The following is a 14,842-nucleotide window of genomic DNA, read 5'->3' as shown; positions in this document are numbered from 1 at the left end:
TGGCTCCTGTGATGGTTTGGATGGGTTGGAGGACGACGGCGGGACGCGCCGGCGGCGGAGTCAGCGGGTGAAGGCGCTTTCGCCGGTCAGGGCGCGGCCGACGATCAGGGCATTGATCTCGTGGGTTCCCTCGTAGGAATAGACGGCCTCGGCATCGGCATGGAAACGCGCCACGTCGGTCGCGAGCGTGATGCCGTTGCCGCCCACCACTTCGCGGGCCAGCGCCACGGTCTCGCGCATCAGCAGGGACGTCTGCATCTTGGCCAGGGCGGAGTCCTGGTCCCGGTAGATGCCCTTGGCCTGCTGCTCGGTCAGCCGGACCACGAGGGACAGCGACGAGGTCACATTGCCGAGCATTCGGGCGAGCTTTTCTTGGACCAGCTGGAAGGACGCGAGCGGGCGGCCGAACTGCTGCCGCTCCGTCACATACTTCAGCGCGGCTTCGAAGGCCCCGGCCTGGATGCCCGTCGCGATCCACGCGACGTCCGAGCGCATTGCCCGGAGCATCGCGGCCACATCCCGGAAGGAGTTCACGTTGTGTAGCCGCCTGGCCTCGGGAACCCGGACGCCGTCGAGGGTGATGTTGGCGTTCTGCATCATCCGCAGCGATGTCTTGCCGCGGATCTTCTCCAGGGTCACGCCCGCGGCCTCGCGGTCCACGAGGAAGGCCTTGACCTGCCCGTCGGCCACGTCGCGGGCGAAGACGGCCAGGACGTCGGCCGTGGCGGCGCCGCCGATCCAGCGCTTGGCGCCGTCGAGGATCCAGGTGTCGCCGTCTGGACCCGACTCACTCCCCCTTTCCTTGCGGGCTGTGGTCGCCAGGCCGCCGGCGATGTCCGAGCCGGACTCCGGTTCGGTCAGCGAGAAGACGCCCTTGAGCGAGAAGTCAATGACCTTGGGCATCCACTCTGCCTGCTGTTCCGCGGAGGCACCGACCCGGATGGCGGTCCGGAACAGCCCGGCCTGGGCCGTGTAGAAGGTGGCCAGCGAGGCATCAGTGCGGGCGAGTTCGAAGATCCTGAAACCTTGGTAGATTCCCCGGGCGGGAACTCGCTCGGCACCGGCGGCGCCGGTCAGTTCCGCCGGTTCCATGAGGTCCAGGTCGATCAGCGGCTGGGCCAGCTGGTCCGGGAACTCGCCGCGCTCCCAGTAGTCGGCCAGGAGTGGGCGGGCCTGCGTGTCCAGGAACTCCCGCAGCCGGCCCAGCACCCTCCGCTCCTCCTCCGTGAGGAGCGACTCGGCATCGTAGTAATCGCACACGCTGTAGAGGCGCTCCTGCTCGGCAGTGTCCGCTGTGTCAGAGGCGGTGTCAGTGGCGGGGGATGTTCCCGCGGCCGGGGCTGCGCTAACTCTCACCTCAACCACCCAGCCCGAGCAGGCGGACGGCGTTGTCCTTGAGGATCTTGGGCCGGACCTCGGCCTTGAGCGGCAGGTCCGCGAAGGCGCCCAGCCATTTCTGCGGGGTGATCAGGGGGAAGTCGGTGCCGAACAGGACCTTGTCCTGCAGGACCGAGTTGGCCATGCGGACCAAGGACTCCGGGAAGTACTTCGGGGACCAGCCGGAGAGGTCGATGAACACGTTGGATTTGTGCGTGGCGATCGAGTTGGCCTCGTCCTGCCACGGCACCGAGGGATGGGCCATGATGATCTGCAGTTCCGGGAAGTCGGCGGCCACGGCGTCGAGCAGGAGCGGGTTGGAATAGGCTAGCTTGATGCCGTACCCGCCGGGGAGACCGGCGCCCATGCCGTTCTGGCCCGTGTGGAAGATGGCCGGCAGTCCCAGCTCCTGGAGGGTTTCCCAGAGCGGGTAGAACTGCTCACTCGAGGGGTCGAAGCCCTGCAGGCTCGGATGGAACTTGAACCCGCGCGCGCCGAGGTCAATGGCCTGGTGCTTGGCGCCCTGGATGGCTTCGGTGCCGGTGCGCGGGTCCACGCTGCCGAAGGGGATCAAGACGTCGTTGTTGCGGGCGGCGCCGGCGATGAGTTCGGGGATGCTGTTGGGCTCGTGCTTGAGCTGGGTCCGGGCGTCGACGGTGAAGACGACGGCGGCCATGTTCAGTTCGCGGTAGACCTCGGCGATCCGGTCGAGCGACGGTGTCCGGTCCTCGGCCTTGAAGTACTTGGCCGAGGCTTCAGTGAGGGCCGCGGGCAAGGACCCATGGCCGTGACCGTCCACTTCGAGGTGGACGTGCATGTCGATAGCATCCAGTGCGGCGGCGTCGATGCCGAGTTCATAGCGCTGGGAGACCATGTCAGCGGACCTCCGCCGGTTCGGGCTTCAGTTCTTCCGGGAGGGGCAGGAAGTCCTCGCCGACGCTCTGCAGCTTGTCGCCGAACAACCGGCCGAAGTTCTCCGCCAGGTCCTGGTAGCCCCAGCCGCCCTCGCGGTATTCGGTGGCGGCTGCCTCGGGGTGGGTCCAGAGCTGCAGCCGGTCGCCGCCGGCGCCGATCGCCTGGCCTGTGATCCCGGCGGCCGCGTCGGAGGCGAGGAAGGCGACCAGCCCGGCGACGTCGTCGGCGGTGCCGAAGCCCAGCTCGTGGCGGAAGAAGGCCGGCATGGCCTCGCCGCGCGCGTCCGCTTCAACGGCCTTCTGGAAGTAGGGGACGGTCTTGGTCATGGCGGTGGCGGCCACCGGGATGACGGCGTTGGCGGTGACGCCGGCCTTCTTCATTTCCAGTGCCCATGTGCGGACCATGCCCACGATTCCGGCCTTGGCGGCGGCGTAGTTGGTCTGGCCGAAGTTGCCGCGCTGGCCGGTCGGGGAGCCGATGGTGATGATGCGCCCGGCGATGCCGTTCTCCTTGAAGTAGGCAAACGCTTCGCGGACACAGGTGAAGGTGCCCTTCAGGTGGACGTTGATGACCAGGTCGAAGTCCTCATCCGTCATCTTCAGCAGGGACTTGTCCCGCAGGATGCCGGCGTTGGTGACCAGGATGTCCAGCTGGCCGAACTCCGTGACGGCCGCCTGCACCAGCTGCCGGGCGACCTCGGAGCTGCCCACCGGGGCAACGACGGCGGCGGCCCGGCCACCGTCGGACTCGATGATCCGGACCGCTTCGGCGGCGACGCCGGCGTCCACGTCGTTGACGACCACGGCGGCGCCCTGGCGGGCCAGTTCCCGGGCGTAGGCCAGGCCGAGGCCCCGGCCGCTTCCGGTGACGATCGCTACTTTTCCTGACAGGCTCATTGCCGCTCCTTTGCTAGCTGCCGTGCATCCGGCCCTGCGGCATGGGATGCTGTTCTGCATCCATGAAAATATGGATAGTTGAAAAAGTCAATGATTTATTTTTTGGACTATTGGAGTTGGGCATGGCGACCGAAGCAGACGAACAGCTGGACACCGAGCCGGCAGAAAAGCTAAAGGCGGCGACCATCAGCCAGGACGCGGGCTTCCTGCTCGCTAAACTCCATGCCGCCGGCTCGGTCCTGAACAACCGCGCCTTGGCCGGATTCGGCCTTAAGGAGCGCTCCTATTCGGTGCTGGCCCTGGCCAACAGCGAGCTGGAACCCACCCAGCGGGAGATGGCCGAATTCCTTAGCCTGGATCCCAGCCAGATCGTCGCCTTGATTGACGAGCTCGAAAAGCGCGGGCTGGTGATCCGGGCGCCCGGGAAGCAGGACCGGCGCGCCAAGATCGTCTCAGCCACCGCGGAAGGGGAAGCCATCTTCCGGCAGGCCGAGGCCGCGGCGCGAGAGGCGGAATCCGTGGCCCTGGCAGGTCTCAGCGGCGCCGAGATCGCGGCGCTCAAGGGGCTGCTCCGCAAAGCACTGTGGCGGCAGGCGGCCTGACCACGGGGCCGGTTCCGGGCCGGAGGAATACCCTAAGGTCAGGAGGAGCCATGACCGTTCGGAGCGCCGGCATCCTGCTGTACCGGCTAAGGAATGCATCCCCGCCCAGCGGCGCGCCGCCCCAATCCGGCAGCGCACCCCAACTGGAAGTCTGGATAGCCCACATGGGCGGACCCTTCTGGGCCCGCAAGGAAAATCAGTCCTGGTCCATCCCCAAGGGTGAATACGTGTCCGACGAAGACCCGCTGGTTGCCGCGCATCGCGAGTTTGCGGAGGAAATCGGCACGCCGGCACCTGAGGGCGACTACCACCGGCTTGGCGACTTCAGGCAGCCCTCCGGCAAGGTCATCACGGTCTTCACCGCGGAATCGGACTTCCAGCCCGACCAGGTAGTGAGCAACACCTTCACGATGGAGTGGCCGAGGGGATCCGGCACCGTCAGCAGCTTCCCGGAGATCGACCGTGCCGAATGGACCACGGAGCAAGATGCCCGGTCCAGGCTGGTCAAGGGCCAACTGCCGGTCCTCGACGCGCTGGTCCGGCACCTTGGTCCCGGCCCGGCCGCACAGGACGAAACCGGCCATGACAATGAGTAAATATCGGTTGACAGGTTTTGTAACACTTGGCGGACGTCCGCTAGCCAAGACGTCCAGGATCGTTCATGCTTAGCTATGACCTCAATGTCGAGCCAGTACCGGATCATCGCGGTCTGCACCGGAAACATCTGCCGGTCTCCGATGGCCGAACTCATGCTGGCGGAGGCATTCCGGGCCGAGCACCTTGCCGAGGTCGTCATCGATTCCGCCGGCACCACCGCGTATGAGGCCGGCCGGCCCATCGACCCCCGGGCCGCACGCAAACTCACAGCCCAGAACATCGCTTCGGACCGCCACATGGCACGCGAATGGCGCCACGAATGGTTCGCCAGCCGGGACCTGATCCTGGCCCTCGACGTCGACCACTACGGCTGGCTCCGTCAGGCGGCACCGGACCGGGACGCCCTGGCCAAAATCCGCATGCTCCGCAGCTTCGACCCCGCCGTGGCGGACAAGGACCCGCTGGAGCAGGGCATAGAGGACCCCTGGTATGGCGGCCACGCCGACTTCGAGGCCACCTGGGACCTCATCCGGGCCTCCGTTCCGGGGATTGTGCAGCACGTCCGCACCCAACTTGAACGGCGGGACGGGCGACATCACGGCAATGAAGGGCAGCGGGTACGCTCTATTTCATGAGCCCAGCACCCGTCATCATCGCAATCGACGGGCGGTCCGGCTCCGGCAAGACCACGCTGGCCATCGAACTGGCGGCGCGGCTCAGGGAACACCACAAGGTCTCCCTCTTCCACCTGGAGGACATCTATCCCGGCTGGAACGGGCTTGCGGCCGGAATCGAACGCTACGTCACCACCGTGCTCGCGCCCCTGCGGCGCGGGGAGAACGCGGAATGGGTCAGCTGGGACTGGGAGCGGCACTACGACGGCGAGGCCCACACCACGCGACCGGCAGAAATTGTCCTCGTGGAGGGCGTCGGCGCYGCCGCGGCGGCGGCGCACCCGATGCTGGACGCCGTGATCTGGGCGGATTCCTCCGACTCCGAACGCCGGGCCCGGGCACTGGCCAGGGACGGCGACACCTATGAACCGTACTGGGACCAATGGGCCGCCCAGGAAGCCGAGTGGCTGGCCGGCGACGACGTCCCGGCCCGCGCGGATGTGCACGTGCTCAACCTTGCTGACGGCACCGCCCCGGACGACGTCCTGCAGGCCCTGCAGTACCTTCCCGCCGTCGCCCCCGCCCTGCTGCCCGAGCTCGCCGCCCGGCGCGGCCTGCAGTTGCGCGCAGAACGGATCGACGCCGAACCGGAGGCCGCGCAGCTGTTTGCGGCGCTCTTCGGCGGATCGCCCAACGCCGTGTGGCTCGACTCCTCGCTGGACCCGGCAGGCCTCGCCCCGGAGGCCGCGGAGCGCAGCCGCTTCAGCATCCTGGCCGACGACGGCGGCCGCTTCGGCCAGGCCGTCCGGCACAGTACCGGACAGACCCGCATCAGTACGGGCCAGGCCACCGTGACCACCGACGGCCCGTTCTTCCGCTGGTTGGACGGCGCGTGGGGGCGCCGTGCGCTCCGTGCGCCGGAGGCGTACCCGTGCGAATTCGCCCTGGGCTGGCTCGGGTACCTAGGCTATGAGCTCAAGCGCGAAACCGGCGGCACTGACGTGGCTGCCGCCACTCCGGACGCGTGCCTGATCTTCGCCGGCCGCGCCGTGGTCCTTGACCATGCCGAGTGCACGGCCTGGCTGCTGACCCTGGACGCTCCCGACGCCGACGGCTGGCTCGAGAGCGCCCGCGCGGCCGTCGCCGCGGCCGCCCCGGCGTCCCGGGCGCAGGCCTCCCCCGCACCGGACTCCTTGGCGCCGGACGCCACCGGCTGCCACGCCGCACCGCCGGCCTCCCCTCTCTTCACCGCCCGGGACACGGAAACCGGCTACAAGGCCAAAGTCACCGAGGCCCAGCGTGAGATTGCCGAAGGCAACACGTATGAGGTCTGCCTGACCACGGCGCTCACCGCGGCCTCACCCGAAGGCTCACAGGGTACGGAGCCGTGGCAGACCTACCTGGACCTGCGGCGCCGCAACCCGGCCCCTTTCGCCAGCTACCTGCGGTTCGGCGGGCTCGCCGTGGCGAGCACATCACCGGAGCGCTTCCTGCAGATTGCCGCGGACGGCAGGATGCGTGCCGAACCAATCAAAGGCACCCGCCGCCGGGATCCGGACCAGAACACAGATGCTGCCCTGCGCCGGGAACTGGAGTCTTCGGCCAAGGACCGCGCGGAAAACATCATGATCGTGGACCTGCTGCGCAACGACCTCAGCCACTTCGCCGTCCCGGGTTCGGTGTCCGTCAGCCGGCTGTGTGCGATCGAGAGCTACGCCACCGTGCACCAGATGGTGAGCACCATCGATGCCCAGTTGCGGCCCGGAATGCCGCGGGCCGAGGCCGTCGCCGCCTGCTTCCCCGCCGGTTCCATGACCGGCGCCCCGAAGGTCAGCACCATGGCCATCCTGGACCGGCTGGAGGCCGCGCCGCGGGGCGTGTACTCCGGCGCGATCGGCTACTTCTCCCTCAGCGGCGCCGCGGACCTTTCCGTGGCGATCCGGACCCTGGTGATCACCGCGCGCGGCGACGGCACGGCGGAGCTGAGTCTCGGCGTCGGCGGCGCCGTCACCGCCGACTCCTCCCCGCAGGAGGAGTATGAGGAAGTCCGGACCAAGGCCTTCGGCGTGCTCTCGGCGCTGGGCGCTGAGTTCCCCCGAGGCTGAGTGCCGCGTTTGCTGTGTAGAGCCCGACCGGATCGGCGCGGGCAAGGAAAAGGTCCCACCGGTTCGGACCGGTGGGACCTTTTTGCGGCGCGCAGGCCGCCTRCCGCGGACGGACTATCCGACCTTGCCGGCCAGGGCCACCAGCACACCGGCGGTTGCGAAATGTTTGTTGCTGCCCAGGTCGCGAACGGTCTTGATTCCCATGCTCGCGAGCATTTCGTCGTGCTTTTCGGTGAGTCCGGCAAGCGCTGAGGGCGGTGCGTCGAGAACTTCATCGAGGGTTGCGTTCTCGTAGGCCTTATCGAGTGCCTTGCCCAATTCTATGGAAACAGCCATGTTGATTTCCTTTCATCGATGCGGAACAACAGCACACCCGAGACGGCCCCCGCATATGCAGGAATGGGCATGCACGGACGCCGAATCCTGCCCGCGCCCTGCCAGATACGCTATCGCAGAGCCACCAACAAAACATCTAAATTCACCATCAGATTTACCGCAAAAAACGGCCAGAATGGGGCTTCGCGTCCCGGGGGCTAGTGGCGCCGCTCCTGTTGCAGGGAGTCGCGCTGCAGGGAGTCGCGGATTTCGGTGAGCAAAGCGATCTGCGGATCTTCCGCCGCCTCTTCCTTGACCTCCGGGTTGATTCCCAGGCGCCTGTTGCGTCGTTCCACCATGTGGTTCATCGGCACAACAATGACGAAGTAGATGGCCGCGGCCACCAGGACGAAGTTGACGATCGCGGTGAGCAGCACACCGAATTTGATGTCGTTTCCGTTCAGGGTCACGACGGCGAAACTGTCGAAGTTGGGCGAGCCGACCAAGGCGGCAATGAACGGCATGAGAACACTCTGGACTAGGGCCGTTACGACGGTGCCGAATGCCGCACCAATCACGACGGCGACGGCAAGGTCTACGACGTTGCCCTTCATTATGAAATTCTTGAATCCGGTCAACATAAGGCTCAAGCTACCCCATGCTGACGCGGCATTGATGGCCTGGAGCTAAATATCCGGTGACGCCGTTATGGCGGGAAATCCTGCACCCCGGATTTTCCCGGGAATCGGTTGCCCGACGGAATCTCGATTACCGGACTCACGTGAACGCCTTGGCTACTGCAGGGTTGCGCTCAGCCGCGCCACATTGTCCACATATTTGACCTTCATGGGCCGTTTCATCCAGTCCTCCAGCAAAAGTTCGTGCGAGATGCTGCGGTAGGTGTCCTCCACGGCGCGGATCCGCTGCACAATGTCCTCGCCGAGGAGCATCACGGAGACCTCGAGGTTCAGCGAGAAGGAACGCATGTCCATGTTGCTGGAGCCGAGCACGGCCACCTCGTTGTCGATGGTGAAGTGCTTGGCGTGCAGAACGAAGGGTGCCTTGTACAGGTAGATCCGCACGCCTGCCTCGAGCAGGGCCTGGTAGTACGACTGCTGCGCGTGGTGGACAAGGAACTGGTCGCCCTTTTCCGAGACGAAAAGCTCCACCTCGACGCCGCGCTGCGCCGCCGTCGTCACTGCATACAGCAGCGAGTCGTCCGGGACGAAGTACGGGCTGCAGAGCGAGACCTTATGCTGAGCCGAGTAGATCAGGGTGTTGAAGAGCCGCAGGTTGTTCTCGGTGATGAAGCCGGGGCCGCTGGGGACCACCTGGGCCGTGATGTTTCCGGGGTGGGACTCCGGCTCGTGCTCGAGCTGCTCCTCAAGGGATTCGTCGGTTTCGCTGAGCCAGTCGGTCGCGAAGACCACGTTCAGGGTGGTGACAATGGGCCCGCGCAGGCACGCCATGAGCTCCACCCATTCGCGACCCACCTTGCGGTGCTTGGGATTGTTGTAGGACGGCTCGATCAGGTTCTGCGATCCGGTGAAGGCAATCTCGCCGTCGATCACCATGATCTTGCGGTGATTGCGCAGATCCGGGCGGCGCCACTGGCCGTGCACCGGGCGCAGCGGCAGCATGGGCCGCCAGCGGATCTTGCTGGCGTTGAGCCGGGCCTTCAGCTGGCGGTAGCCCTTGATCCGGAGCGTGCCGAGGTGGTCGAAGAGGACGCGGACCTCGACGCCGCGCTCCGCCGCCTCCTCCAGTGCGGTGAGCAGGTCGTCGGTGACGTGGTCCGTGCTCATGATGTAGAACTCGGCGTTGACGAAGGACTCGGCGCCGCGGACCGCCTCGGCCATGGCCTTGATCGAGTCGGGGTAGCCGGGCAGCAGCTCCACGCTGTTGCCGTCCACCATGGGCAGGGATCCCAGCGTCTTGTTCAGTTCGGCGGCCGATGCCACCCATTCCGGTCCGCTGTAACGGCTTTCGACAGCCTGCAGTTCCGATGTTCCGGCCCGGATCCGGGTGTTGACCGCATCCTGCTGGGCGCGGCGGCGGCGGGAGAGCCGGAAATTGCCGAACAGCAGGAACAGGATCAGGCCCAGCGTGGGCCAAATGAAGATGCCCAGCAGCCAGGCCATCGCAGTGGTGGGCCGCCGGTTTCCGGGGATGATGCCCAGGGCAAGCACACGGATGGCGACGTCGATCAGGGTCAGGATCACAACCGCCCACGACGGTAAAGTTTCCGCCAGCGGAAATGGCCACAGCACAGGCGAACCCCTCAAAGTACAAAGCCCGCGGAACAGTTCCGGAACGGGCAACGAGCAAATCCTATCCCGGGACCACCGAGACTAAGCTGGAGCCATGACCATTCCCGCCTCTGTTCCCGCGCCCGCGACCGTGCTGGTGTTCCTCGACCCGGCGTTCGACGGCGGCCGTATTGCCGACGCGTCGAAGCCGCAACTGATGGCCACGGACCTGGGCGCCACCCGCGGCGACGGCGTTTTCGAATCGCTGCTGGCCGTGGGCGGCAGGCCCCGCAAGATCCAGGCGCACCTGACCCGGCTGGCGAGCTCGGCCCGGCTGCTTGAGCTGGATATCCCTGCCGGGGACCGCTGGCGGCGGGCGGTGGAAACGGCCATCGGTGAGTTCCGGCGGCAGGATCCCGCCGTGGCTGCCGGAGGTGAAAAGGACGAGGTAGTGGTGAAGCTGATCGTCACCCGCGGCCCGGAGGGCGCTTCGGCCCCCACCTGCTGGGTCCAGGCCTCCGCGCCCGCGGCTGCGGGCCGCCGGCAGCGCGAGACCGGAGTTGACGTCATCCTGCTGGATCGGGGCTACGACAGCGAAGTCGGCGAGCGCGCCCCCTGGCTCCTGCTTGGCGCCAAGACCCTCTCCTACGCCGTAAACATGGCAGCGCTGCGCTACGCCCACCAGCAGGGCGCCGACGACGTCATCTTCACGTCCGCGGACGGCCGGGTCCTGGAGGGGCCGACGTCGACCGTTCTGCTGGCCCACCTCGAAACCGAGGACGACGGCGCTGGTGGCGTCCGCACGATCCGGCGGCTCATCACCCCGCAGCTGGACAGCGGCATCCTGCCGGGCACCTCACAAGGTGCCCTGTTCACCGCCGCCAAGGCCGCCGGCTGGGAGCTGGGCTACGGCCCGCTGGAGCCCAAGGACCTGCTGGACGCCGACGCCGTCTGGCTGATCTCCAGCATCCGGCTGCTGGCGCCGGTGAACCACATCGACGGCCAGGAAATCGGCACCCCGGAACTGCGGCGCCAGCTCACGGCCGAACTCAGCGAGCTGTTCTCCACGATCGAATAGCAACGCGGGGTCAGATACGGGCGCCCCAGCAAGGCCTGAAGACCCTGTCCGGCGCAGGGGGGCAAGTGGGACGATCCATCCATGAGCGTGAGCCAGGAACAGTCCGCGCAGGAGCAACGCCTGCAGGAGACCCGGCTTAGACGCGAACCGTACATTGGGGCGCGCGAGCCGTCACGGTCCTGTCCGTAGGGCACTTGGTAGACGGTCATTAACCCGGCTGAGCTGGTCACATAAAGCGCTTCGGCGCGGGGTTCGGCCTGGCCCAGAGGTGTATGTACTGCGGAAGTGGCCCCGGACCACGTGCCGCACAGCTGCAGAAAGTCATCGGCAGCATTCAGGGAATCGCCCTCTCGCAACGAACGGCAGTCCAATGGATCAGGCAACCCTCGTTGGCTTAGCATTCGGCTATCTGGCAACCTTCATCGTCATTTTCATCTTGTGTTTGCCCTTCACCATCGGATTGGTGCTGCTCATGCTCCTGGCCGGTGCCGTGCGGCTCATCCTCTTCCTGGCGACTGCCCTGACCGTCGGGCTGATCGGGCTGTTCAAGAGCGCCCGCAGCAGCCTGCGCAGGAGCACCCACGGGGCCCGGCACGGTTCCGACCTCATCACGCACTGACCGGAGAATCGGCGACGTGGCGCGCACACTGCCTCCGGGCCGGCGGGCGCGGGCGCCTCAGCCCAGTGCGTCCGCGGGAACAGCCGGGCACCGCCGGAAAGAGGCCGGATTGAACGCCGGGAGCATGAAGGTTGCCAACACGGCGTCGAGCATTTCCGGGGCCCAGGTGCTGTTCTCCCCGAGGGTCGCGCACACGCCCAGGACCACGGGGGTGCCGTCCGCGCGGCGCCGGATCTGGACCTGCACGGGCCCGGTCAGCCCGAGGGTTCGGACGGCGGCCAGCCCCAGCTTCCGCACGTCCCCGGCCTGGCCCGCCGGCACCCTGCGGCTGACCTCGTCGCTGCCGGCTCGTCCATACGGGGTTTTCGTCTTCTCGAGAACCACGGCCACCGGCGCCATCGCGTTGCGCGCCGGAGTACCGAACACCAGGCACACGTAGTCGGCGCCCGGGATGAACTCCTGGACAATTTGCCCGGCCGGCATGTTCCGCCAGCTCACGGTGGCGGTTCCCGCCAGCACATGGACGCCGCGGGAGCCCTTGAAGACCCTCGGCTTGATGACCACGGGGCCGCTGAGGCCGGCGAGCGATGCCGGCGCGGCGGCGAGGTCGCCGGGGACCCCGAACCGGGGCACCGGAATGCCTGCTGCCTGCAGTGCCCAGGTGGTGAACAGCTGATCGTTGGCGAGGGCCACCGCCGCAGGGTCACCCACGATGATCCGCACGTCCTGCGCGAATCCGCCACGGGCCGCGGCCAGGACCGGAAGCTCCACGGTGAGCGTCGGAATGATGAGGTTAATGGCTTCCCGGTCAACCAGCCGGCGCAGGTCCAGGATCATGTCCGGGTCCGTCGCCGGGAGGAGCCTGACCGCCGCGGTGGCGGGAACGTCCCCGTCCTGGCGGGTGTCGGCACGGGCGTCTGAGCCCAGATACGGGAGGCCGCGGGCTTCGAGCTGGGCCGCGACGGTCCGGCCGGCAGCGCTTGCTATCCCGGTAACCAGTATTCGCGGGCCCACGATCGCTCCATTCCGGCGTCCCCGGCAGGGCCGCGACTGCGGCTCCGGCGGTTCCAGCCAACGATTTGCTGACAACTTATAAGTAGAAAGACGGTTCGATTGGGGGACGGCTTGATTCACGGACTGGGCGAATCAGCTGCTCCGGCCGACGCGTCAGACCTGTCCTCCTAGTAGACGGCGAATGGTCCCGGCCAGCACGAGTGGGCAGTACCCGAAACTGGAGCCCGCTACTACTTGTCCGGGTGGTCCGGAGTGCCCCATCTGGTCCACCAGCCGGAGCCGGCCGCCGTGGGCAGGGTCCGGTTACGGAACATGACGACGGCGGCGGTGCGGGCCGGCGTCGTAGGTGTTACGTTTTTGGGGAGTAATGAGAACCGGTGCCAAGCCCTGACTGGCCGGTCGGCAACCCTCCCTTTCGCGGCGGGGTGCCTCAGGTGAATACTCGGCATATCGACCATTCGAGCTGCAAGCGTGAAGAGGAGATCCGTCGTGCCCGACACGTCCACCCCTGCCATACCCAGTACTACCGCTGCCCCCAATGCAGCCCCCAGCGCCCCCAGCGCCGGCGAGGAAAAGCTCGCCTACCGCCTCTTCACAGGGGCCGATGACCGCGCCTTCTGCGAGCGGGTGTCGGCAGCCCTGGCCGAGGGCTATGTCCTGCACGGAAGCCCGGCCGCCAGCTTCAACGGCAGCACCGTGATCGTGGCGCAGGCGGTGGTCCTGCCGGCCGCGATTGCGAGCGCGGACGCCGCCGTGGCCAATGCAGTCGATGAGCTCGACGCCGACGAGTTTGGCGCCGATGAAGCATTCGAGGGCCACGCGTGAGCTACGCCGGAGACCTCAGCCCGCAGGAGGCGTGGGCCAAGCTGGAGGCCGSAGCCATTCTGGTGGATGTCCGGACCGAGGGCGAATGGGCCCACATCGGCATCCCGGACACTGCGTCCGCAGGCGAAAAGCCGAACGATCCGCTCTTCATCCAGTGGAACGTCGCCGGCGGCGCCCCGAACCCGCTCTTCGTGGAGCAGCTAAGGCGGCAGGCACCGGAGGACACCGGCGTCGAACTGGTGTTCCTGTGCCGCTCCGGCGCCCGGTCGATCGCCGCCGCGACGGCCGCGACGGCCGCCGGCTACACCGCGTACAACGTTCTTGAGGGCTTCGAAGGCGAGACCGACCGCTTTGGCGAACGCACCGTCAACGGCTGGAAGAACCGCGGCCTGCCCACCAACCTTGGAAAGATTTAAGTGACTTTCAACCCCGACGCCGCCAGCTGGGCCGCCGACACGCAGGCTGTTCGCGGCGGCCTTGACCGCACCGGATTCCAGGAAACCACCGAGCCGATCTTCCTCAACTCGGGGTTCGTCTACGARTCYGCCGCCGCCGCMGAGCGCGCCTTYACCGGYGARGACGARCGRTTCGTCTACTCCCGCTACGGCAACCCGTCCGTCGCCACCTTCCAGGAGCGGCTCCGGCTGCTCGAGGGAACGGAGGCATGTTTTGCGACGGCATCCGGCATGTCCGCCGTCTTCACCGCACTCGGTGCGCTGTTGGCGGCCGGCGACCGCGTGGTCGCCGCCCGCTCGCTGTTCGGCTCGTGCTTTGTGATCCTCAACGAGATCCTGCCGCGCTGGGGTGTCGAGACGGTCTTCGTGGACGGCCCGGACCTGGAGCAGTGGGAAGCTGCTCTGTCAGAGCCGACGACGGCGGTGTTCTTCGAGTCGCCGTCGAACCCCATGCAGGAACTCGTGGACATCGCCGCCGTGAGCCAGCTGGCGCACGCGGCGGGCGCCACGGTGGTGGTCGACAACGTCTTCGCCACACCGCTGCTGCAGCGTTGCGGGGACCTCGGCGCTGACGTGGTCGTCTACTCGGGCACCAAACACATCGACGGCCAGGGACGCGTGCTCGGCGGGGCGATCCTGGGGACCAAGGAATTCATTGACGGTCCCGTCAAGCAGCTCATGCGGCACACCGGCCCTGCGCTCTCCGCGTTCAACGCCTGGGTGCTCACCAAGGGCCTGGAGACCATGGCCCTGCGCGTCAACCATTCCTCGGCCTCGGCACTGCGGCTGGCCGAATGGCTCGAGGGGCAGCCCGCGGTCAGTTGGGTGAAGTACCCGCTGCTGCGCTCCCACCCGCAGCACGAGCTCGCCGTGAAGCAGATGAAGGCCGGCGGCACAGTGCTCACGCTGGAGCTCTCGCCTTCCCCGGGACGCACCGCGAAAGAGGCAGCCTTTGCGCTGCTGGACGCGCTGCGGATCATCGACATCTCCAACAACCTMGGCGACGCGAAGTCCCTGATCACACACCCGGCCACCACAACGCACCGCGCTATGGGCCCCGAAGGCCGCGCGGCAATCGGGCTCAGCGACGGCGTGGTCAGGCTATCCGTGGGCCTGGAGGACGTGGAGGACCTGATCGGGGACCTCGGACAGGCGCTCAAGCAGGTCTAGTCCAACGCGGG

16 protein-coding genes and 1 riboswitch are annotated in these 14,842 nt (G+C 67.2%); of the genes, 9 read left to right on the top strand and 7 right to left on the bottom strand.

All coding sequences use genetic code 11. The annotated features are described in order from the left end of the window. Positions 1–60 precede the first annotated feature (60 nt). The 3 genes from AC1DEY_RS10985 to AC1DEY_RS10975 all read right to left on the bottom strand — a co-directional run bounded on the left by AC1DEY_RS10985 (position 61) and on the right by AC1DEY_RS10975 (position 3,188). Positions 61–1,260, bottom strand: a complete 1,200-nt coding sequence (locus AC1DEY_RS10985) for an acyl-CoA dehydrogenase family protein (RefSeq protein ID WP_476867982.1) — start codon at positions 1,258–1,260, stop codon at positions 61–63. Positions 1,261–1,357: 97 nt separating this feature from the next. Beyond that, positions 1,358–2,251: an amidohydrolase family protein gene (locus AC1DEY_RS10980; RefSeq protein WP_476867962.1), complete on the bottom strand. Its 894-nt coding sequence runs from the start codon at positions 2,249–2,251 to the stop codon at positions 1,358–1,360. A 1-nt stretch (position 2,252) separates the two neighbouring features. Then, a complete protein-coding gene (locus tag AC1DEY_RS10975) occupies positions 2,253–3,188 on the bottom strand; it encodes an SDR family NAD(P)-dependent oxidoreductase (RefSeq protein WP_476867961.1) in 936 nt (311 codons plus the stop codon). Positions 3,189–3,310: 122 nt separating this feature from the next. Between AC1DEY_RS10975 and AC1DEY_RS10970 the strand changes: the two genes are divergently transcribed. The 4 genes from AC1DEY_RS10970 (at position 3,311) to pabB (ending at position 7,106) form a co-directional block, all read left to right on the top strand. Continuing rightward, a complete protein-coding gene (locus AC1DEY_RS10970) occupies positions 3,311–3,790 on the top strand; it encodes a MarR family winged helix-turn-helix transcriptional regulator (RefSeq protein WP_476867960.1) in 480 nt (159 codons plus the stop codon). Positions 3,791–3,840: 50 nt separating this feature from the next. Beyond that, positions 3,841–4,386: an NUDIX hydrolase gene (locus tag AC1DEY_RS10965; protein WP_476867959.1), complete on the top strand. Its 546-nt coding sequence runs from the start codon at positions 3,841–3,843 to the stop codon at positions 4,384–4,386. Positions 4,387–4,461: 75 nt separating this feature from the next. Continuing rightward, positions 4,462–5,022: a low molecular weight protein-tyrosine-phosphatase gene (locus tag AC1DEY_RS10960; protein WP_476867958.1), complete on the top strand. Its 561-nt coding sequence runs from the start codon at positions 4,462–4,464 to the stop codon at positions 5,020–5,022. Continuing rightward, entirely contained in the window at positions 5,019–7,106 is a 2,088-nt protein-coding gene (gene pabB, locus AC1DEY_RS10955) for an aminodeoxychorismate synthase component I (protein ID WP_476867957.1), read from the top strand. Before AC1DEY_RS10960 ends, pabB begins: the two co-directional genes overlap by 4 nt. 114 nt (positions 7,107–7,220) lie before the next feature. On the opposite strand, the gene AC1DEY_RS10950 is transcribed toward pabB, so the two are convergent. The 3 genes from AC1DEY_RS10950 to cls form a co-directional block, all read right to left on the bottom strand. Continuing rightward, positions 7,221–7,442, bottom strand: coding sequence for a hypothetical protein (locus AC1DEY_RS10950; protein ID WP_441409534.1), 222 nt, complete (start codon positions 7,440–7,442; stop codon positions 7,221–7,223). Between the two features lie 197 nt (positions 7,443–7,639). Continuing rightward, positions 7,640–8,062: a large conductance mechanosensitive channel protein MscL gene (mscL, locus tag AC1DEY_RS10945; RefSeq protein ID WP_441409533.1), complete on the bottom strand. Its 423-nt coding sequence runs from the start codon at positions 8,060–8,062 to the stop codon at positions 7,640–7,642. Between the two features lie 153 nt (positions 8,063–8,215). Continuing rightward, positions 8,216–9,691 (bottom strand): cardiolipin synthase, encoded by a 1,476-nt coding sequence (cls, locus tag AC1DEY_RS10940; protein WP_476867956.1) that lies wholly within the window; start codon positions 9,689–9,691, stop codon positions 8,216–8,218. A 94-nt stretch (positions 9,692–9,785) separates the two neighbouring features. Between cls and AC1DEY_RS10935 the strand changes: the two genes are divergently transcribed. Both AC1DEY_RS10935 and AC1DEY_RS10930 read left to right on the top strand, forming a co-directional pair. Further along, positions 9,786–10,748 carry an aminodeoxychorismate lyase gene (locus AC1DEY_RS10935; protein ID WP_476867955.1) on the top strand — a complete coding sequence of 321 codons (963 nt, stop codon included), beginning with the start codon at positions 9,786–9,788 and terminating at the stop codon, positions 10,746–10,748. A 370-nt stretch (positions 10,749–11,118) separates the two neighbouring features. Beyond that, entirely contained in the window at positions 11,119–11,367 is a 249-nt protein-coding gene (locus AC1DEY_RS10930) for a hypothetical protein (RefSeq protein ID WP_476867954.1), read from the top strand. 57 nt (positions 11,368–11,424) lie between these two features. On the opposite strand, the gene AC1DEY_RS10925 is transcribed toward AC1DEY_RS10930, so the two are convergent. After that, positions 11,425–12,381 carry an ATP-grasp domain-containing protein gene (locus AC1DEY_RS10925; RefSeq protein WP_476867953.1) on the bottom strand — a complete coding sequence of 319 codons (957 nt, stop codon included), beginning with the start codon at positions 12,379–12,381 and terminating at the stop codon, positions 11,425–11,427. 363 nt (positions 12,382–12,744) lie between these two features. Further along, a riboswitch (SAM riboswitch) is annotated at positions 12,745–12,859 on the top strand. A gap of 35 nt (positions 12,860–12,894) precedes the next feature. Between AC1DEY_RS10925 and AC1DEY_RS10920 the strand changes: the two genes are divergently transcribed. The 3 genes from AC1DEY_RS10920 to AC1DEY_RS10910 are packed head-to-tail and all read left to right on the top strand — an operon-like array spanning position 12,895 to position 14,831. Further along, positions 12,895–13,206, top strand: coding sequence for a DUF1737 domain-containing protein (locus AC1DEY_RS10920; RefSeq protein WP_441409655.1), 312 nt, complete (start codon positions 12,895–12,897; stop codon positions 13,204–13,206). Continuing rightward, a complete protein-coding gene (locus tag AC1DEY_RS10915; protein WP_476867952.1) occupies positions 13,203–13,622 on the top strand; it encodes a rhodanese-like domain-containing protein in 420 nt (139 codons plus the stop codon). The genes AC1DEY_RS10920 and AC1DEY_RS10915 overlap by 4 nt, the downstream gene beginning before the upstream one ends. Continuing rightward, the gene (locus tag AC1DEY_RS10910; RefSeq protein ID WP_476867951.1) at positions 13,623–14,831 is read left to right on the top strand and encodes an O-succinylhomoserine sulfhydrylase; all 1,209 of its coding nucleotides are present in this window, start codon (positions 13,623–13,625) and stop codon (positions 14,829–14,831) included. Positions 14,832–14,842: the final 11 nt, after the last annotated feature.

The organism is Arthrobacter sp. 05T47 (assembly GCF_056395825.1).
The sequence above is the reverse complement of the archived record's forward strand: the minus strand, read 5'-3'. Positions and strand labels throughout refer to the sequence as shown.